The 22,760-nt window shown below is 40.9% G+C and carries 20 protein-coding genes; 5 read left to right on the forward strand and 15 right to left on the reverse strand.

Annotated elements, in window-relative coordinates; genetic code table 11:
- Nucleotides 1-36 precede the first annotated feature (36 nt).
- The 3 genes from N521_RS18640 to N521_RS18650 all read right to left on the reverse strand — a co-directional run bounded on the left by N521_RS18640 (nucleotide 37) and on the right by N521_RS18650 (nucleotide 2,904).
- Nucleotides 37-1,575, reverse strand: coding sequence for a bifunctional GNAT family N-acetyltransferase/carbon-nitrogen hydrolase family protein (locus tag N521_RS18640; RefSeq protein ID WP_007497061.1), 1,539 nt, complete (start codon nucleotides 1,573-1,575; stop codon nucleotides 37-39).
- Between the two features lie 14 nt (nucleotides 1,576-1,589).
- Complete coding sequence (locus N521_RS18645; protein WP_008349038.1) at nucleotides 1,590-2,255, reverse strand: HAD family hydrolase; 666 nt, start codon at nucleotides 2,253-2,255, stop codon at nucleotides 1,590-1,592.
- Between the two features lie 307 nt (nucleotides 2,256-2,562).
- The gene (locus tag N521_RS18650; protein ID WP_035392580.1) at nucleotides 2,563-2,904 is read right to left on the reverse strand and encodes a DUF5365 family protein; all 342 of its coding nucleotides are present in this window, start codon (nucleotides 2,902-2,904) and stop codon (nucleotides 2,563-2,565) included.
- A 108-nt stretch (nucleotides 2,905-3,012) separates the two neighbouring features.
- Here N521_RS18650 and N521_RS18655 point away from each other — a divergent pair, with 108 nt between their 5' ends.
- Nucleotides 3,013-3,915: an RluA family pseudouridine synthase gene (locus N521_RS18655; RefSeq protein ID WP_035392582.1), complete on the forward strand. Its 903-nt coding sequence runs from the start codon at nucleotides 3,013-3,015 to the stop codon at nucleotides 3,913-3,915.
- 31 nt (nucleotides 3,916-3,946) lie between these two features.
- Here the strand turns inward: N521_RS18655 and N521_RS18660 are convergent, their stop codons facing one another.
- The 3 genes from N521_RS18660 to N521_RS18670 all read right to left on the reverse strand — a co-directional run bounded on the left by N521_RS18660 (nucleotide 3,947) and on the right by N521_RS18670 (nucleotide 10,897).
- Nucleotides 3,947-4,513 carry a class D sortase gene (locus N521_RS18660; RefSeq protein ID WP_025207002.1) on the reverse strand — a complete coding sequence of 189 codons (567 nt, stop codon included), beginning with the start codon at nucleotides 4,511-4,513 and terminating at the stop codon, nucleotides 3,947-3,949.
- Between the two features lie 32 nt (nucleotides 4,514-4,545).
- On the reverse strand, nucleotides 4,546-7,452 hold the full coding sequence (locus N521_RS18665) for a 5'-nucleotidase C-terminal domain-containing protein (protein WP_035392584.1): 2,907 nt from the start codon (nucleotides 7,450-7,452) through the stop codon (nucleotides 4,546-4,548).
- Between the two features lie 82 nt (nucleotides 7,453-7,534).
- Nucleotides 7,535-10,897, reverse strand: a complete 3,363-nt coding sequence (locus N521_RS18670; RefSeq protein ID WP_035392586.1) for a CheR family methyltransferase — start codon at nucleotides 10,895-10,897, stop codon at nucleotides 7,535-7,537.
- Between the two features lie 143 nt (nucleotides 10,898-11,040).
- Here N521_RS18670 and N521_RS18675 point away from each other — a divergent pair, with 143 nt between their 5' ends.
- Nucleotides 11,041-11,685: a spore coat protein gene (locus N521_RS18675; RefSeq protein WP_035392588.1), complete on the forward strand. Its 645-nt coding sequence runs from the start codon at nucleotides 11,041-11,043 to the stop codon at nucleotides 11,683-11,685.
- 28 nt (nucleotides 11,686-11,713) lie between these two features.
- Here the strand turns inward: N521_RS18675 and N521_RS18680 are convergent, their stop codons facing one another.
- On the reverse strand, nucleotides 11,714-12,589 hold the full coding sequence (locus N521_RS18680; protein ID WP_035392590.1) for a hypothetical protein: 876 nt from the start codon (nucleotides 12,587-12,589) through the stop codon (nucleotides 11,714-11,716).
- A 156-nt stretch (nucleotides 12,590-12,745) separates the two neighbouring features.
- Nucleotides 12,746-13,252, reverse strand: a complete 507-nt coding sequence (locus N521_RS18685; protein WP_008349054.1) for a YhcN/YlaJ family sporulation lipoprotein — start codon at nucleotides 13,250-13,252, stop codon at nucleotides 12,746-12,748.
- A gap of 153 nt (nucleotides 13,253-13,405) precedes the next feature.
- On the opposite strand from N521_RS18685, the gene N521_RS18690 reads away from it, so the two are divergent.
- Nucleotides 13,406-13,822 carry a hypothetical protein gene (locus N521_RS18690; protein ID WP_035392592.1) on the forward strand — a complete coding sequence of 139 codons (417 nt, stop codon included), beginning with the start codon at nucleotides 13,406-13,408 and terminating at the stop codon, nucleotides 13,820-13,822.
- A 35-nt stretch (nucleotides 13,823-13,857) separates the two neighbouring features.
- Here the strand turns inward: N521_RS18690 and N521_RS18695 are convergent, their stop codons facing one another.
- Nucleotides 13,858-14,238, reverse strand: a complete 381-nt coding sequence (locus N521_RS18695) for a hypothetical protein (protein ID WP_017366906.1) — start codon at nucleotides 14,236-14,238, stop codon at nucleotides 13,858-13,860.
- Nucleotides 14,239-14,332: 94 nt separating this feature from the next.
- Between N521_RS18695 and N521_RS18700 the strand changes: the two genes are divergently transcribed.
- The gene (locus tag N521_RS18700) at nucleotides 14,333-15,424 is read left to right on the forward strand and encodes a GGDEF domain-containing protein (RefSeq protein WP_007497045.1); all 1,092 of its coding nucleotides are present in this window, start codon (nucleotides 14,333-14,335) and stop codon (nucleotides 15,422-15,424) included.
- Between the two features lie 211 nt (nucleotides 15,425-15,635).
- Nucleotides 15,636-15,836, forward strand: coding sequence for a cold shock-like protein CspB (gene cspB / locus N521_RS18705; protein WP_008349061.1), 201 nt, complete (start codon nucleotides 15,636-15,638; stop codon nucleotides 15,834-15,836).
- A 112-nt stretch (nucleotides 15,837-15,948) separates the two neighbouring features.
- On the opposite strand, the gene N521_RS18710 is transcribed toward cspB, so the two are convergent.
- From N521_RS18710 to N521_RS18735, 6 genes are all read right to left on the reverse strand, one after another.
- Nucleotides 15,949-16,308: a hypothetical protein gene (locus N521_RS18710; RefSeq protein ID WP_017360371.1), complete on the reverse strand. Its 360-nt coding sequence runs from the start codon at nucleotides 16,306-16,308 to the stop codon at nucleotides 15,949-15,951.
- A gap of 13 nt (nucleotides 16,309-16,321) precedes the next feature.
- Entirely contained in the window at nucleotides 16,322-16,846 is a 525-nt protein-coding gene (locus N521_RS18715) for a flavodoxin family protein (RefSeq protein WP_017366904.1), read from the reverse strand.
- A gap of 17 nt (nucleotides 16,847-16,863) precedes the next feature.
- The gene (locus N521_RS18720; protein WP_035392594.1) at nucleotides 16,864-18,483 is read right to left on the reverse strand and encodes a DHA2 family efflux MFS transporter permease subunit; all 1,620 of its coding nucleotides are present in this window, start codon (nucleotides 18,481-18,483) and stop codon (nucleotides 16,864-16,866) included.
- A 39-nt stretch (nucleotides 18,484-18,522) separates the two neighbouring features.
- Nucleotides 18,523-19,155 (reverse strand): biotin/lipoyl-containing protein, encoded by a 633-nt coding sequence (locus N521_RS18725; protein WP_007497037.1) that lies wholly within the window; start codon nucleotides 19,153-19,155, stop codon nucleotides 18,523-18,525.
- 363 nt (nucleotides 19,156-19,518) lie between these two features.
- Complete coding sequence (yhbH, locus tag N521_RS18730) at nucleotides 19,519-20,682, reverse strand: sporulation protein YhbH (RefSeq protein WP_007497035.1); 1,164 nt, start codon at nucleotides 20,680-20,682, stop codon at nucleotides 19,519-19,521.
- Between the two features lie 140 nt (nucleotides 20,683-20,822).
- Nucleotides 20,823-22,718, reverse strand: a complete 1,896-nt coding sequence (locus N521_RS18735) for a PrkA family serine protein kinase (protein WP_017360374.1) — start codon at nucleotides 22,716-22,718, stop codon at nucleotides 20,823-20,825.
- Nucleotides 22,719-22,760 lie beyond the last annotated feature (42 nt).

The raw sequence follows: 22,760 nt of genomic DNA on the forward strand, positions 1-22,760 counted from the left end.
AAAGCGCCTCGCATAACTGCGGGGCGCTTGTTTTGGTTATTTCTTATATTCGATATGGTACACGTCTCTTCTTCGGTCTTTCAGCTGACGAACCGTCCCATCTTGACGCTGCCTTCTTAATATTTCTAAGTCGACATCACCGACAACCACCATTTCAATATTCGGGTTGCATTCTCCTACAATGCCATCTCTTGCGAATTCAAAATCAGATGGTGCAAAGATGGCTGATTGTGCATATTGGACATCCATGTTTTCTGTTTGCGGAAGGTTTCCGACCGTTCCAGAAATGACCGTATATATCTGATTTTCAACCGCTCTCGCCTGCGCACAGTAACGCACACGTAAATAGCCTTGACGGTCTTCTGTACAGAATGGAGTGAATATAATTTTCGCTCCTTTGTCAGCTGCAATTCGAGCAAGCTCAGGGAATTCAATATCGTAGCAAATTTGGATCGCAATTTTACCGCAGTCCGTATCAAATACCCGGACTTGGTCACCAGCTGAAATCCCCCACCATTTTCTTTCATTCGGCGTGATATGCAGCTTATATTGCTTTTCAATCGTTCCATCACGTCTAAATAAATAGGCGATATTATAGATTTTCCCTTCCTCTTCAACGAAATGAGAACCACCAATGATATTAATGTTGTACTTGACCGAGAGATCTGTAAACAAATTGATGTAGTCCTCAGTATATTCTGTGATCCGCTGCACTGCTAGACTTGGTGATCTCTCTTCTAAATATGACATAAGCTGCGTTGTAAAGATTTCCGGGAAAACGGCAAAGTCAGCTGACGCATCTGATGCCACATCCACGTAATACTCCACTTGATTCATAAACTCTTCAAAGGAATGAATTTGCTTCATTGCATATTGAATGACACAAATACGTACTGGGAACGCCGATTTATAATATCTTTTCGATTGCGGGCGATAATCGACATTGTTCCATTCCATTAGCGTTGCGTACGTGCTGGAAGCTTTATCATCCGGCAAGTAATTCGGATTGATCCGCATCAGGCTAAATTCATTTAACAGCTGAAAAGATAGCACAGGATCATAAATTTGGTGCAGCATAACTTGCTCTACATATTGGCGAGGCGTCATTTCCTCTTGATATTTATGATAATTCGGGATACGTCCGCCAATAATGATGCTTTTTAAATTTAATCTTCTCGCTAAGTCTTTTCTTGCTTCGTATAAACGATGACCGATTTTCATCCGGCGGTACTCAGGACTGACCATTACTTCAATTCCGTACATATTCATCCCATCTGGATTATGGTTTGTGATATATCCATCATCTGTGATGTCCTGCCATGTGTGACGATCATCGTATTCATCAAAGTTAATTAATAAACTTGAACATGAGCCAATAATTTCTCCCTCGAATTCCGCACAAAACTGGCCTTCTGGGAAATGTTCAAGGTGGCTTTCAAGGTGCTCTTTTTTCCAAGGGTCCATGCCTGGAAAGCATACCTCTTGCAATGCAATGATTCGGTCGATATCTTCTTCTCTAATATTTCGAATCACCATTCTTTTTTCAAATCGCGTTAAATCTAGTTTTTCTGCCATGATGTATTGCCCCCTTACTGATCCTCTTTTTCAAGCTGATGGAATAGCTGGAGCAATTCGATTTCAGCCATGGATTCTAATCTCGCGTCATATTCTTCAAACTGCAGTGTGCTCGTCACTTTATTTGGCACGATGACACATTTCATACCCGCTCGTTTGGCAGCGATTGACCCATTCACAGAGTCTTCAAATGCCACGCAATCCTTTGGCTCAACGCCTAAGCATTGTGCGGTTTGCAAATAAAGTTCTGGGTGAGGCTTCACTTCTTCCACATCGTCTGACGTGCGGATACATTCAAAGTAATCGAAAAGTCCAATTTGTTTGAGGTGATCAGACACCCATTTATAATCTGAGCTGGAAGCGAGTCCAATCTTAATTCCAAGCTCCTTTGCCGCTTCTAAATAAGCTTCTACACCAGGTCTTGCTGCTTCGTCCTTCATTCTCTTTTGAAAACGTGAACGCCGGTCTTCTGTGAGTGCCTCATGATCTAATGTCTTTCCTAACTGCTCTTCCAAATATTTAAAAGGCTTAAAACCTGCCTGCGTTCCAATCACATTTCCCCATACAGACAGAGGCAGCTCCGATTCATGCTCCGCAAACATTTCCTGCAGAACCTCATATTCATGTGTTTCTGTATCTAAAATTAATCCATCAAAATCAAATATAATCGCCTTTACCAAAGAGGCCACTCCTTTTTTCCGAAAGTCTGAAATATCTTCCATACTGCTATCATATCGTGAATAAAATTGACTTTCAAAAATGAATGTCTGCTAAAATGATTATGTATAAAAGGAGCCTGCATCGTTTTGTCAGGCTCCTGTCATGTTCGATTCTTTCTGCAAGAGATCCAAGCGCTCCGATTCGTGGAGAATAGACATTGTTGAAAAAGAGCGGAATTGGTATTACAGATCTTGAAGGTTTCTCCGTTCCCTTAAAAATAGTATGTGCGACGACCTTGTAAGTTAACAAGGAAGTTCACACCAACTTTTACGCATTTTGAAGGTGACGGCCTGCAAAATCATCTAAATCAAACGGGAAAGAAAAGCCGCACGCATTAACTTGTTCACGGTTGAGTTCAAATAACTCACGATCTCGTTTTGTGATATGTCGCTTCGGCTTTAAAATAATGGTATGTAATAGCTGAAGACCTGATAAGATACGAAAAGCATCATCCATTGTCCCGTTATACACACCATCAATGAATGTAAGCGGGGATTGTTTTTCCTGCTCTTCTCCATTGACAGAATGGGATAAAAGATCTTCAATTTCCTTTGATACTTCTTCAATTGCCTGCTCTTGAAGGTCTGTCGCAGCTTTCATTAATCTCACGTGGCATCTACCTCTCTGTCGTTATTACTCCATTCAGAATAGCACAGAAAAAAAGGCATTCGCTAAGGTAAGTGTTTCCTATATATACCCAAAGAGAGGACGAATATCATGATCATAAAAGGACACACGCTCTCCCTAAAAGTAGGTGAGCAGCAAAATGGCATTTCCTTAAGTCAATTTTTAAAAGACGAAGTGTCTGCCTCTAAACCGATTATCCATTTTTGGATGGAGCACCAAAAAGTCCGTCTCAATCAAAAACCTGCCCACCATGCTGCAAAAGTGAGTACAGGTGATCAGATTATCATTGATTTATTTGAGACGGAAGAAAGTGATGTGACGCCAGAATACGGTGAATTAGAGGTACTCTTTGAAGACGAGCATTTATTAGTTGTCCAAAAGCCTGCTGGAAGACCGACGCATCCAAATGAAAAAGGACAAACAGGTACGCTGGCGAATCTAGTCGCTTTCCATTTTCAAGCAAATGGAGAAGAAAAGCGGGTCAGACATATACATAGGCTGGATCAAGACACAAGTGGCACCGTCATTTTTGCCAAACACAGGTTGGCACATGCTGTACTCGATCAAATGCTTTCAAAAAAAGCAATTAACAGAACGTATCTTGCCATCGCACAAGGACTGTTTAAGAAAAAGAAAGGAACGATCCAAGCAGCCATTGGACGTGATAAACACCATGCTGTCAGAAGGAGGGTTTCTCCTACTGGTCAAAGCGCCAAGACTCATTATGAGGTCTTCCATCTCAATAAACGTTTACAGGTGACGGCCGTTAAGTTGCGATTAGAAACAGGCAGAACGCATCAAATTCGGGTCCATCTTAGCAGTCTCGGGCATCCTTTAGCTGGCGATACATTATATGGCGGGAAGCGTGACCTGATAAACAGATGCGCCCTTCATGCCAAACAAGTAGACATGAACCATCCATTCACAGGTGAAAAGCTGACGATAGAAGCACCGCTCCCACCTGATATGGCTGAATTAATGGACAATATGTAGAAAAAAGAGCCTGATCCAGGCTCTTTTGACGTTAGACAGATGCTCTTTTCGCATAAATAATGTACCGCTCTGGTGCGTTGCCGACAAAATGAAATGGATAGCATGTGGTTAACACAAGCTCTTCTTTTTTATTTTGTAAGGTAATAATGGATGTATCATGCTGATCCACAATTTTCGTATGCGTGATTTCATAAACAAACTCACCATACGGTACAGTGATTTTCAGCTGATCCCCAATATCCAGTTCACCAGTCCGGCGGAAGACCGTATCCCTGTGTCCCGACAAAACGATTTGTCCATTTTGATCAGGGTAATAACTGCCTTTATAATGACCGACGCCTTTGGCAAGGTCGTCCGCATCTGTCCCTTCAACAATCGGCAAATCGGCTTTTAATTTCGGAATGGTCAGGATGCCAGAGGCTTTCCCCATTTCAGGTGAAAATTTTTCCTTTGTCATCCCTTGATCAGTTTCTACGACCTTCTTTGCTTCCTCTAACGAATGTGCTGTTTGTAAGTGAGTAGAAGCGATTTGCCAGATTCCCCAGCCAAGCACCACAATTCCCGCTGACATGACAATCACTGCAAGCCATTTTTTCATGCGTTAACTCCTTTGTCTTTGCTGATGATTCTTTAGCTTGCTGCTGCCTTTTCTTCTTGTTTCGCTTGTTGAATTCGGCCCTCTTTTTGATACACAATAGAAGCTCCCTCGAAGCTCTTTACAAAAGCGACCGTTGCTTCTAAATCTTCTGGGCCTGTTTCCGGATTTTTCCCTAGCCGCCCAATCGGTGCATACTTACTTCCAGTGGCAGTCGCCATGAAGTTGTTCACTGTGAGTGTATACGTTTTATCGAAATCAACGGAAGAACCATCAGACAGTTTTAAGTCGACTACTTTATATGTTAACGGATCGTACGAATAAGAAAAGCCTGAAATGCTATAATCTGGTCCAAATTGAGGAGATATTTGAGCTTCAATGATATCAACTAAATCTTTCCCCTTGATGTCCAGCTTCACTAACACATTTCCAAATGGCTGAATATTAAAGAGGTCTCCCCAAGTAATCGGTCCTTTTTCGAGATTTTGTCTGATCCCGCCGCCATTCATCATGGCAAAGTCACTTTTCATTGAATATCTCATGCCATCCGCAATGAGGTTGCCAAGTGGTGTATCACCATCATTGGAATAGCCACCTTCCATCTTGACGCCAGCTTCTCCAACAACCTCACTAATAATCGGCTCCACTTCTTTTCCGTAATGGGCTAAAATGTCCGCTGCTTCCTGATCCTTTTCAATACCAGCCTGGTCTACATACTGGATGTTTGCACTCTTTTTGACAATATCCTTTGTTTTCCTGTCAAGTGTGACATTGACTTCTCCAATCGCCTTTCCATATTCAAAGGCTTGGACAATTAATTTTCCATTCACTTCTCCATTGACCACTTCGTGATTATGGCCAGCGAAAATGACATCAATTTCGTCATCACCTTCTTTGGCGAGCCTTGCGCTTTCTCCAGTAATGGTATCACCATTTTGAGAGGCGGTCATATGAGCCAGAACCGCTATCGCTTTAATCCCTTTTTGCTTTAATTCCTTCGCTGCTTCATTGACAGCTTTGACTTCATCAGTAAATTGAATGTCTTTAATTCCTTCTGGCATGACCATACCTGCCGCTGATGTTGTCACAACCCCGATAAAAGCTACAGGAATTCCTTCGACATCCATGATTTCATAGGCTGGTAAAAGTGGTTTGCCAGTATCCTTGTATTCACAGTTTGCACAAACAAGCGGGAAATTCTGCCCATCGTATCCTTTTGTGCCTTTCGGGTGATCTCCACCTTTTAAGATGCGCAATAGTTCATCCACACCTTCATCAAACTCATGGTTGCCAACTGTCCCAACATCAAAGCCGATGTTCTCCATTAGTTCGACGGTTGGTTCATCTTGTAAAAGAGAAGATATTGGCGAGCTTCCGCCTATCATATCTCCTGCATGAACTGTTATCGTATTTTTTTGCGCAGCCTGCTTTTGTTTCATATAAGCCGCCACATAATCCATCCGTCCATACGTTCCTTTACTGCCATCACCTTTTACCTCCAGCTCATATTGCTGATCAATTTTACCATGCAAATCATTCATGCTTAAAATGGTTAATGGGACTTCACTGGATGATTCTGACGCCTGATATCCAGCCTGCTCTGCTTCTTCTTTAGAAGCAAAAAAGATACGTTTATCCACATCGATCTCATTCCAGCTGTCAGGTGATACGTAGGTTTTTGCAGATGAATCACCAACATAACGTGTGAGCCCTTTTTTCTGCTCACGTGCTCTAAATTCAAACGGCTGTTCTAGCAGAGGATCTTCTTTATTCCAAATACCAAGCCCTTTTTCCTTGGCATCTTTCACTGCTTGCTGGAACATCTGATACTCTTTTTCATCTCCAACAGGCCAAATGAAATAAGTAGGGGCATATCCTTTTTTCACAAGCTCTAGGTTCGTATTCAGCCCTTTTTTGGTTTTGACTTGAGCTAAAAGACGTCCATATCCATCCTTTGCTTCCGGGCCAATCTTTAATGTGACTCGATCACCACTTGAAAGAAGGGTTTTTAAATAATCCGTCGCTTTTTGTCCAAAACGCAGCTGGTTTTGATCTAATTCATTTTTTGGCTTGTGGTAGGTTTCTGGTGTGTCCATATTCACGAAGCGTACCTTTGTTGTGCCGAGCACAGGCTTCTTCAAATGAATGGTATCTCCATCCACAACACGATCTACCGTTGCCTCATATTCTTTTTTGATTTTTGGCGGCTTTGGCTGGTGCTTCAGCAATTTGACATCGGTTTTGTGTCTTGGAAGTACTTGCAACGTATCGTATCTGCTTAAAACGCCAGTAAACTCATACCATTTTCCGGTCTTCACTTGTTCAATGGCACCCGTATCAACCATGACTCTAAGGACTGTGCTATGATATTTTTTATCGATGATGACCACATTGTATCCACCGCCAGCTGGCTGATCTGGCGCTTGTTCTACATAGCCTTTTATCTTCACTAATCTTCCTTCATATTTACCTGCCTGATCCGTTTCCAATTGTTTCACTGAAACTCTCTTTGGCGAAGGCAATGGTTGATTCACAGCATCAATCTTCAGATGGTCTTGATCTGGCACAATTTCAATGAGCCCTTTATAAGTCGTGATCTTGCCTGTCACCGTGACCTTCATGCCAGCTTTTAGTTCTGGGAAGTTTTTAGGCTGCGCAGAATAAATATTGAGACCAGCTGTTTTGTCTTGAATATATGTTGATAGTTTCCCATTCCCTATAGCGGATTGATCTGCTGTTACGATACCGCTCACCGTCACCGTTTCTCCTATCAGTTTGCGAGCTTTTTTTATGTTCATCGGCTTTGTTTGTTTCCACAAAGTGTCCTTCTTCTCAGAAACACTAAACGGCTCAGCTGTCATCATACTAGGCAGTAAAGATTGCAGGCTAAATATCACCAAAATCAAACAACAGACCATTCGAATGGATTGTATACGTTTCATTAGATTTCTCCCCTTTGAACTTCATCTCTTCTAGTGTACAAAGCAAATATTGAGACTGGATGGATTTCGTGTAAAACTTATCTCAATTACTTGGAAACGTAATAATCACACGTGTCCCTTCAAAGCTTTTGCTCTCAAAACGAATGGTACCGCCATGGCTTTCAATAATCTTAATGGTCATCATTAATCCAAGACCCGTGCCTTTTTCTTTCGTTGTGTAAAAAGGTTCACCTAATTTCCCAATCTCGTCTTCTGGTATGCCCTTTCCTTGGTCTTCAAATATCAGCATCATTTGGTCGTTTTTCAATAATGAAGTCACTTGGATCACACCTGTTACTCCATCCATCGCTTCAATTCCATTTTTAAGAATGTTAAGGAACACTTGTTTTAGTTCATTTGGAATGCCTTGAATATGTGGCAGAGAGGGCGCCAGATTCTTTTGAATCGACACTCCTTTTAAGACCGCCTGAGATTCAACGACCATAATGACTTCTTCGAGCAGAAGATTCACATTCACCGGTTCAAATTTAACAGATTTGCTTCTAGAGAGCACAAGGAATTCGTTAATAATAGACTCAAGCCGATTAAACTCTGACATCATCACATCGGCATAATCCTTCTGATACTTTTTACTTTGAATCATTAGCTGTAAAAAGCCTTTTAACGACGTAAGTGGGTTACGTATCTCATGGGCAATACCAGCTGCAAGCTGTCCAACTGCTGACAGCATTTCAGACTTCATCAGCATTTTCTCAGACTGTTTTTGACTTGTAATATCCTCCGAAATCCGCATGACAGTAGACTGCATTTTGTCAGGGTCATCGATTCGGTGTAAAGAGACTCTTTCCCATCGCTCACGCCCTGATAAGTCCTGAAAATACAACTCACCTGTCCAGCTGCCCTCTCTTAAACACACGTCCCATTGTTTCGCTAGATCATCACATTGACACAACGCATAATAGACAGAAAAAATATCTTTTCCGATCAAGTCATATTCATGCTGCTGTACAAACTGACAAAAGCGCTGGTTGACACACTGAATGACACCTTCTCCTGTTGCAACCACAATATGAATATGGCTGTTATCAAGTGCTGTCACCGCAAGATGAAGAGCCTGCTTCAATTTCGTCATTTCGGTCATTTTGATCCAGGTCATCACTGCTCCCTCGCGATCTTGATCATAGAAAGGCGTCATATGAACCGTGAATTGTTCTCCTTCGTTTGTTTCAATTTCACGTTCGATCACGCGCCTATTTGAAATGACAGATTGAATATCATGATAGAGCATTTCCTTCGATAACTTCTTGACCATCGACTGAAACGTTTGCTGGTGCCGGGTTTGAGCTGAAGTGAATAAAGAGGTAGCTGTAGGAGTGTGATAGCGAATATTCATTTCCCGGTCCACAAACAACGTGGCAAGTTCTGGCTTCACAGACGGCCGGTACAGTTCTTCTCTTGTCACCTTCAAGTTGTTGATGATATTAATAAAATGCTCGTTTGTTTTCTCGCGCACTTCTATTTGCTTGTTTTTTTCTTTTAATTGAGCCCTTGCTTCTTGCTCCTTTTGTTTGACCTCATTGAGCTCGTTTTCTAAATCGACAATTCGCTGTTGATAAACCGAATTCTGCTCTAACATCCCTTTGTCCCTGCCGTTCTTTTGATTTTTTCCTCTCTCACTCTTCCGAATGAGAATGACGTATACTCCTTTAAAACGGCGATCAAAATGTTTCACTGTAAAATCTGCATACTGCTTTCTTCCATTTTCCGAAATGAGGACATGTTGAAAAACAACCTCAGTCTCTTCAGTCCATACCTTTTGAAAGCTTTGACTTAGTATCTCTTTCATATAATCAGGGGTTACATATTCACATAATTCATCTGAGACTTCTGCAGGCGCTAAGAAAGAATAGGCACCGTTTGATATCGCGAGGATTTTCTCGCAATCGTCTATGATGAAACATGCATCATACTCCTGCTCTACTTCTTTCATATATTGGACAGCTCGTTCTTTTAACTCCGTATGACCTGCATTGTATTTAGGAACGTTTGAGTGGGTGTAAATGTTCCACTTTTCATTTAACAAATGAAATAAACGAGGGATATTGGGTACCTTTTCATTCGGTCCTAATATCAACATCCCTTGATCCTTTAGTGCATATTGGAATCGAGATAAGACTCGTTTTTGTACTTCTGGCTGGAAGTACATCAGAACATTTCGGCAACTGATAAAATCGAGGTGGATAAAAGGTGAATCGATCAATAAATTGTGAGGAGCAAAGACAATATGTTTTCTAAGCGACTGCTTCACAATAAAAGCGTCACCTTTTTTTTCGAAATATCGCGCCCTCCATTTTTCTGGCATCCGTGCCATAGACTCAAGCGAATAAACACCTTTGCTTGCAATTTGGATGGCTTTCCGGTTGATGTCTGTTGCAAACACTTGAAGTTCAATGGACACTTGTCTTCGTTTCATTTCTTCTAAAAATAACATCGCAAAAGAATAGGCTTCTTCACCTGTAGAACATCCTGCAATCCAAATGCGGCATCGAGATTTCCCATTTTTCATTGTGTTTTCAATGATCGACGGAATGATGTGATGTTCACATACTCGAAAGGCTTCCATATCTCTAAAAAAGGAAGTCGTTCCGCTTAAAAGCTGTACATGCAGGCGATCAAGCTCATCTGGTTCTCTCTCTAATAAACGATCGTACTCGGACAATAAGGAGATCGATTGGTTCGCACTCCTCATTCTTTTTTGAATGACAGAGAGCAGCCTGCGCTTCTCATAGGTTGAAAAAGCAATTCCTTTATGCATTTCAAGACGTTCAATCATTCTGATCAAAACAGGGTCTGCAACATCTGTATGCGGAACGTTGATGATGTTGGCTATATATGACGCAAGTGCAGAAGGGTCTTGAAATGTTTGATGATACATACGATCAAACCCACTATTTGTCTCACTGCACGATATGGCTGTACCGCCTTGCTCAACGATTTGAAGCAAACCACTTCCTACACAATAGCCTTTTTGAAAAAAGATCGCATAGGCCTCTTCCTTTTGCACATTGGCAAGTGACTGAAACAACGAATTTACAGCACACGCCTTGTTTGTAGGATGCTGCTCTGTTATGTGTAGCCGTTTGTCTTCTGTCAATGTCACAGCTGCATGCTGCGGACAAACATAAATCGTATTTTTCATGACTTTCTCACCATGCTTAATCGGCTTTGCCCTGTAGCCAATCGGTAAAACAAGTGCTTCCAAATCAGTTACACAATCGCCTGTCACATGATTTTGCACAACAATAAAAGAGGCATTTAATTCATGCGGAAATGATTGAAAAAAAGCCTCAAGATGATGCTGTTCAAACGGCGAAACACCGATGCCAATCACTGGTGCCTGCACATGTTCGTCTTCTATCAAACGATTAATGATTTTGTCCTGCATCTGGTACCCCCATGTTCATTCGTCTGATACATTTTTTCGACAAAAAGGAAGAAAACCCTCTAATTGTAAATAATGTTTTTGCATGAAAGGAGGAAAACTTCCTCACATTAAAACAGACTGTATAAACAGAAGGAGGATTCTTTATGCAAAACGATCAGCAGACAAACGTTCAAGGACATGCCCAGCAGCCCCAATTCAATCATGGCGGGCATGAGTTATTTGATTTACATGAGGTATTGGCAGGGACCATTAATATTTTGGATCAATACATGATCTTTCGGCAATTTACCCAAGATCCCGCATTATCCGACATGTTAGATCGACAATATCAATTTGTATTGTCCCAGTACAACGTCACGGTAGATTGTTTTTCTACTGGTCAAAAGCCTAGTGAAGAAACATCTACTTATATGATGAAAGAACAGACACAGGTGACATACGGAATAAAACCATCTCAACCTAAGAAGCCAAATCAATCATTACAGGATGTAAAAGATGCGGGAATTACAGGGCATATGCTTGGTCTTATGAAATCTCATGCTGGATTACTCTCAATGACTGCATTAGAGGTCACAAACCCTGTGGTACGACGTGTGCTTGCAGCGCAAATCCCGAACTTTATTGAAATGGCGTATGAAATTTTCTTATATCAAAACAAACATAGCTATTATCAAGTTCCGCAGCTTACAGCTCAAGATATGCAGGCGATGACGTCTACATTTGCCCCTATGCAGGGACAAGTGCAGATGCCGCCAAGCAAAGCCAACCAGCAAAAACCGCTTCATTAAACAAAAAAACGGCTAACCTATTTACAGGTCAGCCGTTTTTTCTTTGATAATTCAGTTTAAATTGCTCTTCAAAATCTGTGAGACGTTGTCCTGTCGCTTGTTCAAACCCTCTATCAAAACGACTAGTTTTCGCCGTTTCCTCCATGATCTCATGTATGACATCTCGTCCATAAAGCTCCACAAGCTCATAGATCATATAGTAGCTTTGTAAATAAACATCTGTCTCATACGTCGTGCGAGATTCTTGCCAGTCTTGATCAGAATAAAGAGATTTAAAAGGAATGACGTCAAACCGTTCAGACGTGGCGTTCAGCACATCATAGGCCGTCCATTCTGCTGTTCCTTCATGGAACCAAAGAGGAAAGACGACTGGAGATACATTGTATGCATGCACCTTTTCATAGAAAACAAAATGGGCATACTCATGAATGAATAACGTGTTGAAAAAGTATAAAGGCAGTGTCTCTTTCTTCAACAATTCTTCCCGTTTATCTGGGTATAATCCAATCATATGATCAACATCAGAATAAAAACCTGTAATATGCTTGATACCGGCAAATTGCTCAATCGTCTCTTTATCATCAAAATAAATGATATCTAACGGTTTATCAGCTTCATACTGAAACACTGACATCGTCCTCTTCTTTGCCTGCTCAAGCGCTTCTATGGTCAGATCGACAAAGGCGCCCTCATCCTCTGCATAGTAGATTCGAATATGTTCATAGACTTGCTTATTGAGTCCTTCCGTTAAGACCGTTTTAGGCGAAGAATGCTGCTCTAGATATTGCTCTGCCAGCTGGAACGCTACATAAATCAAGTACGCAGTGAACGCATAAAAAATCAAACCTGCTGCAATCATTCCGCTTACAAGTTTTTTATGAATTAATGACGGTTTTGCTTTCATTTACTCCCCACCTGAATTCATCCTGCAACCTCTTTCTCTTTCTATGAAAAAACAAAGATCAACAAGAGGTGATATATTTTTTACTTTATGCAGTCAGGTGCGCAAGGTGCGGTTCCAAACAAAAAAGCCGCATATGACATACGGCTTTTGTCGTAGCTATTTTGATTCAGGGAAGACACGTCGAACCGTTTCAGTAAACTCGTCGAAGAATCCTGAAATTGGTTCTCCACTTCTAATACGTTTTCCGTACCCTGCCATACGATCGACAAAGTCTGGATTAGCAGATACATACACATTATCAATTTGTTGATCCGTCGATTTGACTTTGTCAGAAATTTTCTTTTTCAAATCGTCTGTTACATCTCCGCTTTTATTGCCTTCAAGCACGACAGCAACAAATGCATTTTTCCCTGTGACAAGTACGTTCGCTGTTTTCACTTCAGACATGTTGGCAACAAGCTCTGATGCCTTATCTGCCACTTTCACCTTCTGAGGTGTCTGCACATTTGGTTGATCCTGTCTCATGTTGTCGTTCTTATATGTGACATTTTCATACTGTCGTTTCATTGTTCCTCTTCGTTCATCGCCCTGGTTGTTCATTCCACACCCAGCAGTGATCAATGTTGGAACGAGTAATAAAGATAGCATCCATTTCTTATTCATCAATTGATTCCCTCCTTTTGCTCATAGGTTTTTCATCCAGCAGACTTTTTATGCACACATCCTCTATTTCGGCAATGAATTCATAAATCAGCCTTGATTGGTCATCCTAAACATGATGAAGAAGTATCATCACGATCAAATGGAGGGATTCGTTTGTTTAAAAAGAGAAAAGGTATGAGTACTGGTGCAATGATCGCAGCATCAACAGCCATCATTGCATTATTTTCACCACTATTACGGAGAAGACTAAGCAGCATGACTCAAATGAATTTGTCCTCAATGATGAAAGGCAAAGATCAACACCATCATGAGCCATCTCGCCATGAGTCCCATTCGCATTCACGTAAAGACTCAAAAGGCACGGCTGAAGTAGGTCAAATGATCAAGCAGGCATTCACCGCTGTCCAGCCAAATGATACAAATCAGCATCAAACATCATCAAAAACATACCAAACTCATCAACCGCCGAGAGAGTCTTACGCCCAGTCTCTTCACATTGATGAAAGTGTCATGAATGTAATGGATGATGAATCCATTCAGCAAGTGCTCAATGACATCGAGCACAAATAACTAAAACAGGAGCCTTTTTTCAGAAAGGCTCCTGTTTATTCTCCTGAAAAATGCTCTTTCACCATGATGCAGAAGGAAGGCAAGAAGGTGATTTCGATCGTGATAACAAACCGTTCCACACCATCTAATAGTATCAACAGCTCTTTTTCATGCTGCCGATCCTTTTTTATTTCTACATGTCGCACAGTTTTAAAGGCATATACTCCTAAAACGGATGCGTCCTTTTTACGAATAGCCTTCAAAGAAAATTCTTGTACTCCAAGAGACATCGTCACCACAAATCGTTCTTCCTCATTCTCAAACCGAAACGTTAGATCTTGATATTCAATGGGCATATCTCGTTCAAATCCTTCATCAGGCCACGTCTCAAAAAAAGAAAGCCAGTCTGTTCGATCTGGAAATTGTTTTCTCCTCATTTTAAACCCCTCATAAGTGAAATTTTTATTAATTATCTTGTTTCCCCTTTTCTTTTGCAACAAATTTTAGTAATTTTAAAAAGGTGATTTTATTTTGCTAAGAGACCTCTTTATTAATTTAACAATTCTTGTCACTTTCCATTATTTATTGATGCTTGTGTTTAAAGAGAATTTTTTAAAAAAGGAAGACACCTTGCTCAGACAAATTTTTAAAGGAATGATTTCTGGGTTACTCGGTGTCCTCTTAATGTTTTTCTCTATTAAAGCAGGACCAGCCATCATCGATTTAAGACATATCCCCCTTATTTTAACGGCATTTTATGGAGGCATTGCACAAACGTTCATTGCAGCCTGTGTGATCATTATTGGCCGATTATTAATCGAAGCCAATGTCGCTTCTTTCATTAATATTTTTTCCATGATATTTATCGCCACAGCTTCCTTTTTAATTGCTGAGCGTCATATCAATCACGTCGTAAAAATGCTGTTATCTATTACCATGAGCAACGTCATTGCGACGATTTTATTTATCATCATCGTCAATGAAAGATCATTTGAACTGCATACTGCCTATTGGATATTCTCGTATATTGCCGGTTTATTTAACTTTTATGTCATTGAGCATCAAACAAAAGCGTATCAGATGTTAAATTTGTATAAATTCCAAGCTCATTATGACTTTTTAACTGGTGTTTTAAATAAACGGAAATTCGATGAAATATTAAGTGATGCTTTTTCGCTGAACTTAAAGCAACCTATCCATCAAATGTCCTTGATTTACCTAGACATCGATTATTTCAAAACCATCAATGATCAGTATGGACATCATGAGGGAGATATCGTTTTAAAAGAAATCGGAACAAGGCTGATTAAGAACACAAGAAGCTCTGATTATATTGGGCGGATCGGCGGTGAAGAATTTGCTGTGCTTTTACCGAATTGTTCCGTTGAAAAAACATGGCAAATTGCGGAACGTTTACGAAAAAAAATGGCGGATCAGCCAATTTATTTACAAAACGGAACATCGATTCACATTACGGTGTCAATTGGATGTGCTTATGATGCAGGAACAAGTGAAAACATGAAACAATTACCGATTATTGCAGACCAGGAGCTCTATAAAGCGAAGCAGTCAGGCAGAAACAAAGTGAGCTTTTCTGGACGAAAAAGAGAACACTTAACATAGGCTTTTTCCTCAATTTGTTAGCGCTAATTATTTTTAAAAAAGTTTTCGTATAACAGTTGTTTTTTCCCGCAAACACTGGTAAAGTAAAGGTAATTATTTTTGTTCGTATCATCTTTAAGAAGAAAGTTTTGAAAGAGTTTTCGTCTTTGAAGTTTGTGTAAGAGCAAGAATAGTGAATTTAAGCGTTAAGATCGCTTTAGGAGGAAATTTCATGTTAGAAGGTAAAGTAAAATGGTTCAACTCTGAAAAAGGTTTCGGATTCATCGAAGTAGAAGGTCAAGACGATGTATTCGTTCACTTCTCTGCTATCCAAGGCGAAGGCTTCAAAACTTTAGAAGAAGGTCAATCAGTTTCTTTCGAAATCGTTGAAGGTAACCGTGGACCACAAGCTGCTAACGTTAACAAAGCGTAATTTAAGAGCATCTGCTCTTTTAGCACTTTATAGAGTGAAGGAAAACCGCTCGGCTTATGCCGGCGGTTTTTTTGTGTAATAAAAAAAGAGAACCTGACGAGAGGTTCTCTTTTTATTTGTCCTTCTGCTTTAGTTTCTGTAAAGCGGAACGATACATATCATCATTCATTTTCGTCTCTGGTTCTTCTTCTTTGACAGGTGGTTCTGGCTGCTTAAACTTTTGAAGCGCCTGTCTATAGAAATCATCACCTGACGGAGCATCATCTGTCTGAGAAGGCTCTGACGCTTTTTCTTCCACTTCAGGCTCTACAGGTCTCGCCGCAACTTCTGGCTCGCTATGCGGCACGTCAGGATGATTCGATACATCTTCTTTGATCTCTTCCTTCTCGGCCGAAGCGTGTCTGACATTGAACGCTACTAATCCGATAATGACTAGAACAGCAGCTACTAACGCTACAATAATCGTCGCCAAAAGAACCCTCTCCTTATCGCTTAAATGACGCAGTGACTGATGCTACACGTCTTCCTAATGCTTTCCCTAGCTCAATGCCTTCTGTAGAAATCACTTCATCAGAATCAATCGGGCACGTCACACCTGCTCCATAATAAGAGCCGTATAACGCATTTTCTGGAACATTTCCAGGAAGGCCGACCACAAGCATCCCTTGATGGAACATTGGCGTAATCAAATTATGCATCGTCATTTCTAATCCGCCATGTGTTGTTGCAGTGGTACAGAAAACGGCACCGACTTTATCGATAAGTTTTCCTTCTGCCCATAAATACCCAAGACGGTCAATCCATGTCTTTAATCCAGAACTAATGGTACCAAAGTGACCAGGGCAGCCCCAAATGATTGCATCCATTTGATCAAGCTTGCGGATATCCGCATCTTTCACATGATCAATGAACACTTCAGCTTGCTCTGTTTCACCTGCGCCAGCTGCAATCGCTTCTGCAAGTGCTTTTGTATGGTCACCTTCACTATCGTATACGACATAAATTTTCATGTACGGTCCCTCCACACTTATCTTGCATCTTGGTTTGCTTCCTTAGGTGCTGGAAGCAATGTCATTTCTTGTTTCTTATCCTGCTTTTCTTTTCGCTTATTATCCTTACGTACATCTCGCAGGAACAAGCTGAGAATCACACCAGCTGCACAGAATAATGTCACCCACATGTAAGCATCATTGATGCCCATCACATTGGAATCAACTTGTGCTTTCGTAAAGAGCTGGGTCGACACATATTTTTGAGCAGCTTCTGCTGTCATGCCCATATGGTGCATCACATTAGAGACAGCCGCCTGGAATGAATTCATAAAGAACGGGTCAGCCGTATTCGTTTGATCTGCCATATTGGAATAATGGAATGTCGTGCGATTTGTATAAATCGTCGTGATCAAACTCGTACCGATCGAACCACTGATTTGTCTCAGTGTGTTTGACATCGCTGTACCATGACTGTTTAAATGCTGCGGTAATTGGTTCATCCCAGCAGTCATGACTGGCATCATCAAGAGTGACATACCAAAGGCACGTACTGCATACATGAGCACAATGTGACTATAAGATGTATCAATCGTCAGCCTTGTAAACTCGTATGTGGTGACAACCGTAATCAGCATCCCTACAATGGCAAGTGGACGAGGTCCAAATTTATCAAACAAAATCCCTGAAATTGGGGACATAATGAGCATCGCAAGTGCCCCTGGAAGCATTAATAACCCCGATTGCAGTGCAGTAAACCCAACGAGGTTCTGCAAGTAGATCGGTAGTAAGAACATCCCAGTGTATAAGGCAACGGTAATAATAATGTTAATAACACTTGATAATGAGAAAATGCTGTATTTAAACACGCGGAAATCAAGCATCGGATTATCCGCTTTTAGCTGTTGGAAAATAAAGAGAATGATCGCAATCGCACCAATGATAATCGTAGATAAAACGATTGGATCTGTCCAACCATCACTTCCCGCTTCACTCACTCCGTATAGAAGCGAAGCAAAACCAACGATCGACAGAATCGCACCAAGGCTGTCCAGCTTGATTTTTTTAGGCTCTACAATATTTTTAAACATAAAGAAAGCCGCGATAATGACAATCGCACCGATTGGTACAAGTCCATAAAACATAATACGCCATGAATAGTGTTCAATAATATAACCAGATAACGTTGGTCCGACAGCTGGCGCAAACATCATCGCAAGACCAAAAATCCCCATTCCTTTCCCTCTGTTTTCTGGAGGGAAAATAAAAAGGATTGTTGTCATGACGAGCGGCTGTAAGATACCGCCACCGACTGCCTGAATCAAACGACCAATCAGCATCGTAGAAAAGTTTGGCGCAATACCGCAAATAAAAGTCCCTAGTGTAAATGAAATCATCGCCACGAGGAATAAGCTGCGCTGGCCAAAACGTGTGATTAAAAACGCAGATAACGGAATGAGCACCCCGTTGACAAGCATGTAACCTGTTGTAAGCCACTGAATTGTCGTCGCACTCACATTAAATTCAGTCATTAAATGGGGCATGGCTACGTTCAAAAGCGTTTGGTTTAAAATCGCTACGAACAAACCGGCCATTAAAATGATCAGTAAAGACAAGGAGCCTGCTCCCTGTTTTGTCGCTGCAGGTTGATTTGCCATCTCAGACAACCTCCTTTCATTTTTTGATATCAGTCATCATTAAGATGAAATTTTGACAGAAGCATTCATACCTGGAAGTACTTTGTCAGATGGATTTTTAATTGAAATTTTCACTGCTACTTTTTGTGTCACTTTCGTGTAGTTACCACTTGAGTTTGTTGCTGGCAGCATATTGAATGTTGAGTTTGTTGCATAACCAATTTGTTCAACTGTTCCTTCAAATGTTGTATCAGGATCGCCGTCTACAACGATGTCCACTTTGTCACCTTTTTCAATGTTCTTAATGTCTGTTTCTTTAATATTCGCTGTAATGTAAAGCTTGCTTAGGTCAATCGTTTCACCAAGAACTGTCCCAGGCTGCACTTGTTGGTTGTTTTGTACTTCTTTTTTGACTAATGTGCCATCAGCCACTGCTTTAATGTTTGTTTTTGCTTCTCCTTCAACTTTTGCCACTGTGCTGTCTTTTTGCACTTCGTCACCTTCATTGATGTCCCAGCCTTTGATTTGTCCAGCTGCTGGCGCTGTAATTTGATACATGTCACCTGTCACTTTTGCTTCATCTGTTTTTACGAAGTTTGTGCTTTCGTAGTAGTAATAAGCACCTCCGGCAATAATGGCAAGAATCACAATAAGGCCAATAATATTTGTTAGCAATAAACGCCCTCTGTTCATGTTTTGTTTCTCCTTTCATGTATAAAAATATAGTGTCATCTGCTTTAGCAAACTTAGAATGCCCATCATCTGACAGATTATGAAACAAGCTCATAGAGCTGCCTGTTTCCCCTTTTTCTACTCTGCTGAAAATGGTGTGCAGCCCATTTATACTTATTGTTCACTTATGAGCAAAAAGCAGAAAAAGAAGAAAAGACGATCGGCATCTTTTTTTGAAAAACTTATATTTAACAAGATTAAATATTAATAAATGAAAATTGAAATGTCAAAGAGAAAGTTTTACTTTTTTTCTGGTGATCCCTTCCTTCTCCACACAAAAAACCTTTCAGCCCTTATGCTGAAAGGTTTTTTTGAATGTTCTCTTTAAGAAAGAACTTCTTCCTGCTGAAAAAATTTTTTTAATGCGAGAAAAACGTCTGATTTTTGCTTCAAAATATAATGCTTAAATTTCTCATCCTGAATATGTTTGTATGCTGACATTAACGTAGAATGCCGATTATATTGATTCACTTCACCATAACAAAATAAATTGGCTTTTTTCATAATTTCAGAAACGAGCTTCACGCACCGTGCATTATCAGAGGTCAAATTGTCACCATCAGAAAAATGGAAAGGATAAATATTATATCGTGACGGAGGATATCGTTCGTCTATGAGCTCTAGTGCCTTTCGATAGACAGAAGAACAAATGGTTCCCCCGCTCTCTCCCCGAGAAAAGAAGTGCTCCTCGTCTACGACCTTCGCCTCTGTATGGTGGGCAATGAATTCGATCTCGACTGTCTCATACTTTGTCCGCAAGAAACGTGTCATCCAAAAGAAAAAGCTTCTCGCCATATATTTTTCCCAAAGCCCCATACTTCCGCTCGTATCCATCATCGCTAGGACAACCGCTTTTGATTCTGGTTTGGTGACTTCATTCCACGTCTTATACTTAATATCCTCTGGATAAATGGGATAAAAGGAAGGGCTTCCTGTCATGGCATTTCGTTTAAATGCTGACAGCATTGTTCGTTTTTTATGGATATTACCGGTTAACCCCGTTTTGCGAATATCATTAAACTCAATTTCCTCGACAACGATATCATCAAGTTCCTTTTGTTTAAGATTTGGTAGCTCCAGCTCACGAAATAGCGCTTCCTCTAAATCCATTAATGAGACTTCTGCTTCGTAATAATCATCACCGGCCTGATCTCCAGCACCTTGCCCCTTTCCCTGCCCTTGCTTACTGTCAGATCCATCCCGAGCGACCACATCGCCAACCTGGCTGTCTCCATCCCCCTGACCTACATGCTTATTCTTATCATAGTTGTACCGAATTTTATATTCATCTAAAGAACGGATCGGAATTTTGACCACATCTTTGCCATTAGACATAATGATGCTTTCCTCTGTGACAAGATCCGGCAAATTGTTTTTAATCGCCTCTTTGACTTTTTTCTGATGACGCTGCTGGTCATCAAAGCCTTTTCGATGGAGGGACCAGTCTTCCTGAGACACAATAAACTGACTTTTTTCTTGCCGGGACATCCATCCCCCTCCTCACCTTTTTGGACAATTCTTGTACCCATCGATTCCATTATCGTATGCTGCTCGTCGTCGAAATGACGATGATTTTTAAAAAAGACATTACCGGTGCTAGTTTGCGCCAATAATGCCTCCTTCATTTATTAACGATTCAGAAGACTGCCTACATATTTTAAGAGTTCATTTGCACTTGTAGAATTATAGCCATGCTCATCAATCAATCGCGCCACTACTTCATTGACCTTTTTCAACTGTTGCTCATCCGGCGTTTTTGTCGATGTCGTAATTTTCACGACATCTTTCAAATCGGCAAAGAGCTTCTTCTGAATAGCTTCTCGTAATCTCTCGTGAGAATTATAATCAAAGCGTTTGCCCTTTCTCGCATAAGCCGAAATCCGAATGAGGATTTCTTCTCTGAATGCCTTTTTGGCGTTTTCAGAAATGCCGATCTGTTCCTCAATTGAACGCATGAGCTTTTCATCAGGATTCATTTCTTCACCTGTTAACGGATCACGCAGTTTGTTTTTATTGCAGTACGCCTCGACATTATCTAAGTAATTATCCATGAGAGTTTTCGCAGACTCCTCATAAGAATACACAAATGCCTTTTGAACTTCCTTCTTCGCCATATCGTCATACTCTTTTCGTGCGACAGAAATAAAATTCAAATAACGTTCCCGATCTTCACTTGAGATCGATGGATGCTGATCGAGTCCTTCTTTTAAGGAACGGAGGACATCCAGTGCATTGATGGATTCCATGTTCTTTCGAATAATGGTGGATGAAATGCGGTTAATGACATATCTCGGGTCAATTCCGCTCATTCCTTCGTCATGAAATTCCTTTTTCATCTCATCAATATCAACAGATTGGAAACCTTCGACACTTTCCCCATCATACAGTCGCATTTTTTTCACCAAATCGATATCAGACCGCTTCGGCTCCTTCAGCCTTGTCAAAATAGAGAACATCGCAGCTACCTTTAGCGTATGCGGCGCAATATGAACATCTGAGACATCACTTTCTGAAATCATCTTATGATAAATGCGTTCTTCCTCTGTCACCTTTAAATTATAAGGGATCGGCATCACAATAATTCTTGAGTGTAAAGCCTCGTTCTTTTTATTCGAAATAAATGATCGGTACTCCGTTTCATTCGTATGTGCAACAATCAATTCATCCGCACTAATCAACGCAAAACGCCCCGCCTTAAAATTTCCCTCCTGCGTTAATGAAAGAAGATGCCATAGAAATTTCTCATCACACTTTAACATCTCCTGAAATTCCATCATTCCACGGTTCGCTTTATTGAGCTCTCCATCAAACCGATACGCACGCGGGTCTGACTCTGAACCAAATTCAGCAATCGTTGAAAAATCAATACTTCCTGTTAAGTCGGCAATGTCCTGAGATTTCGGATCAGACGGGCTGAAGGTACCAATGCCGGTCCGTTTGTCCTCTGAGAAAAAAATTCGTTCCACTCTCACATCCTCAATGCGGCCACCGTATTCCTCTTCGAGCCTCATCAAGTTCAAAGGTGATAAATTCCCCTGCACACGTATGCCGTATTCTCTATAGAAATCCTCCCGCAGATTTTGCGGAATGAGATGAAGCGGATCTTCATGCATTGGGCAGCCTTTAATCGCATAGACTGCGCCATGATCTGTTAGTGAATACTCTTCCAGCCCTCTTTTCAGCCTTGTGACAAGCGTCGATTTCCCGCCGCTGACTGGCCCCATTAACAATAAAATACGCTTTCTGACATCTAAACGTTTAGCCGCAGGGTGAAAATACTCTTCCACTAGCCTTTCCAATGATTCCTCTAAACCAAAAAGCTCCTGATCAAAAAATTTGTAGGTTCTGACCCCATTCTCCTCTTCAATCCCGCTGTCCTTAATCATATGATAAACGCGAGAATGAGCAGATTGAGCGACAAGTGGATTTTCTTTAATAATATCTAAATATTCGCTGAAGGTGCCTTCCCATTTCAGTCGCTGCTCTTCTTCTCTGTGCTGTTCAATTTTCTTTAAAATATCCATATGAACCTCCTCTTTCAAGATTGAAGCTAGAAATCAGATACT

The sequence above is a fragment of the Bacillus sp. UNC125MFCrub1.1 genome, assembly GCF_000701305.1.
In the GTDB taxonomy this organism is placed as follows: domain Bacteria; phylum Bacillota; class Bacilli; order Bacillales; family Bacillaceae; genus Bacillus; species Bacillus altitudinis.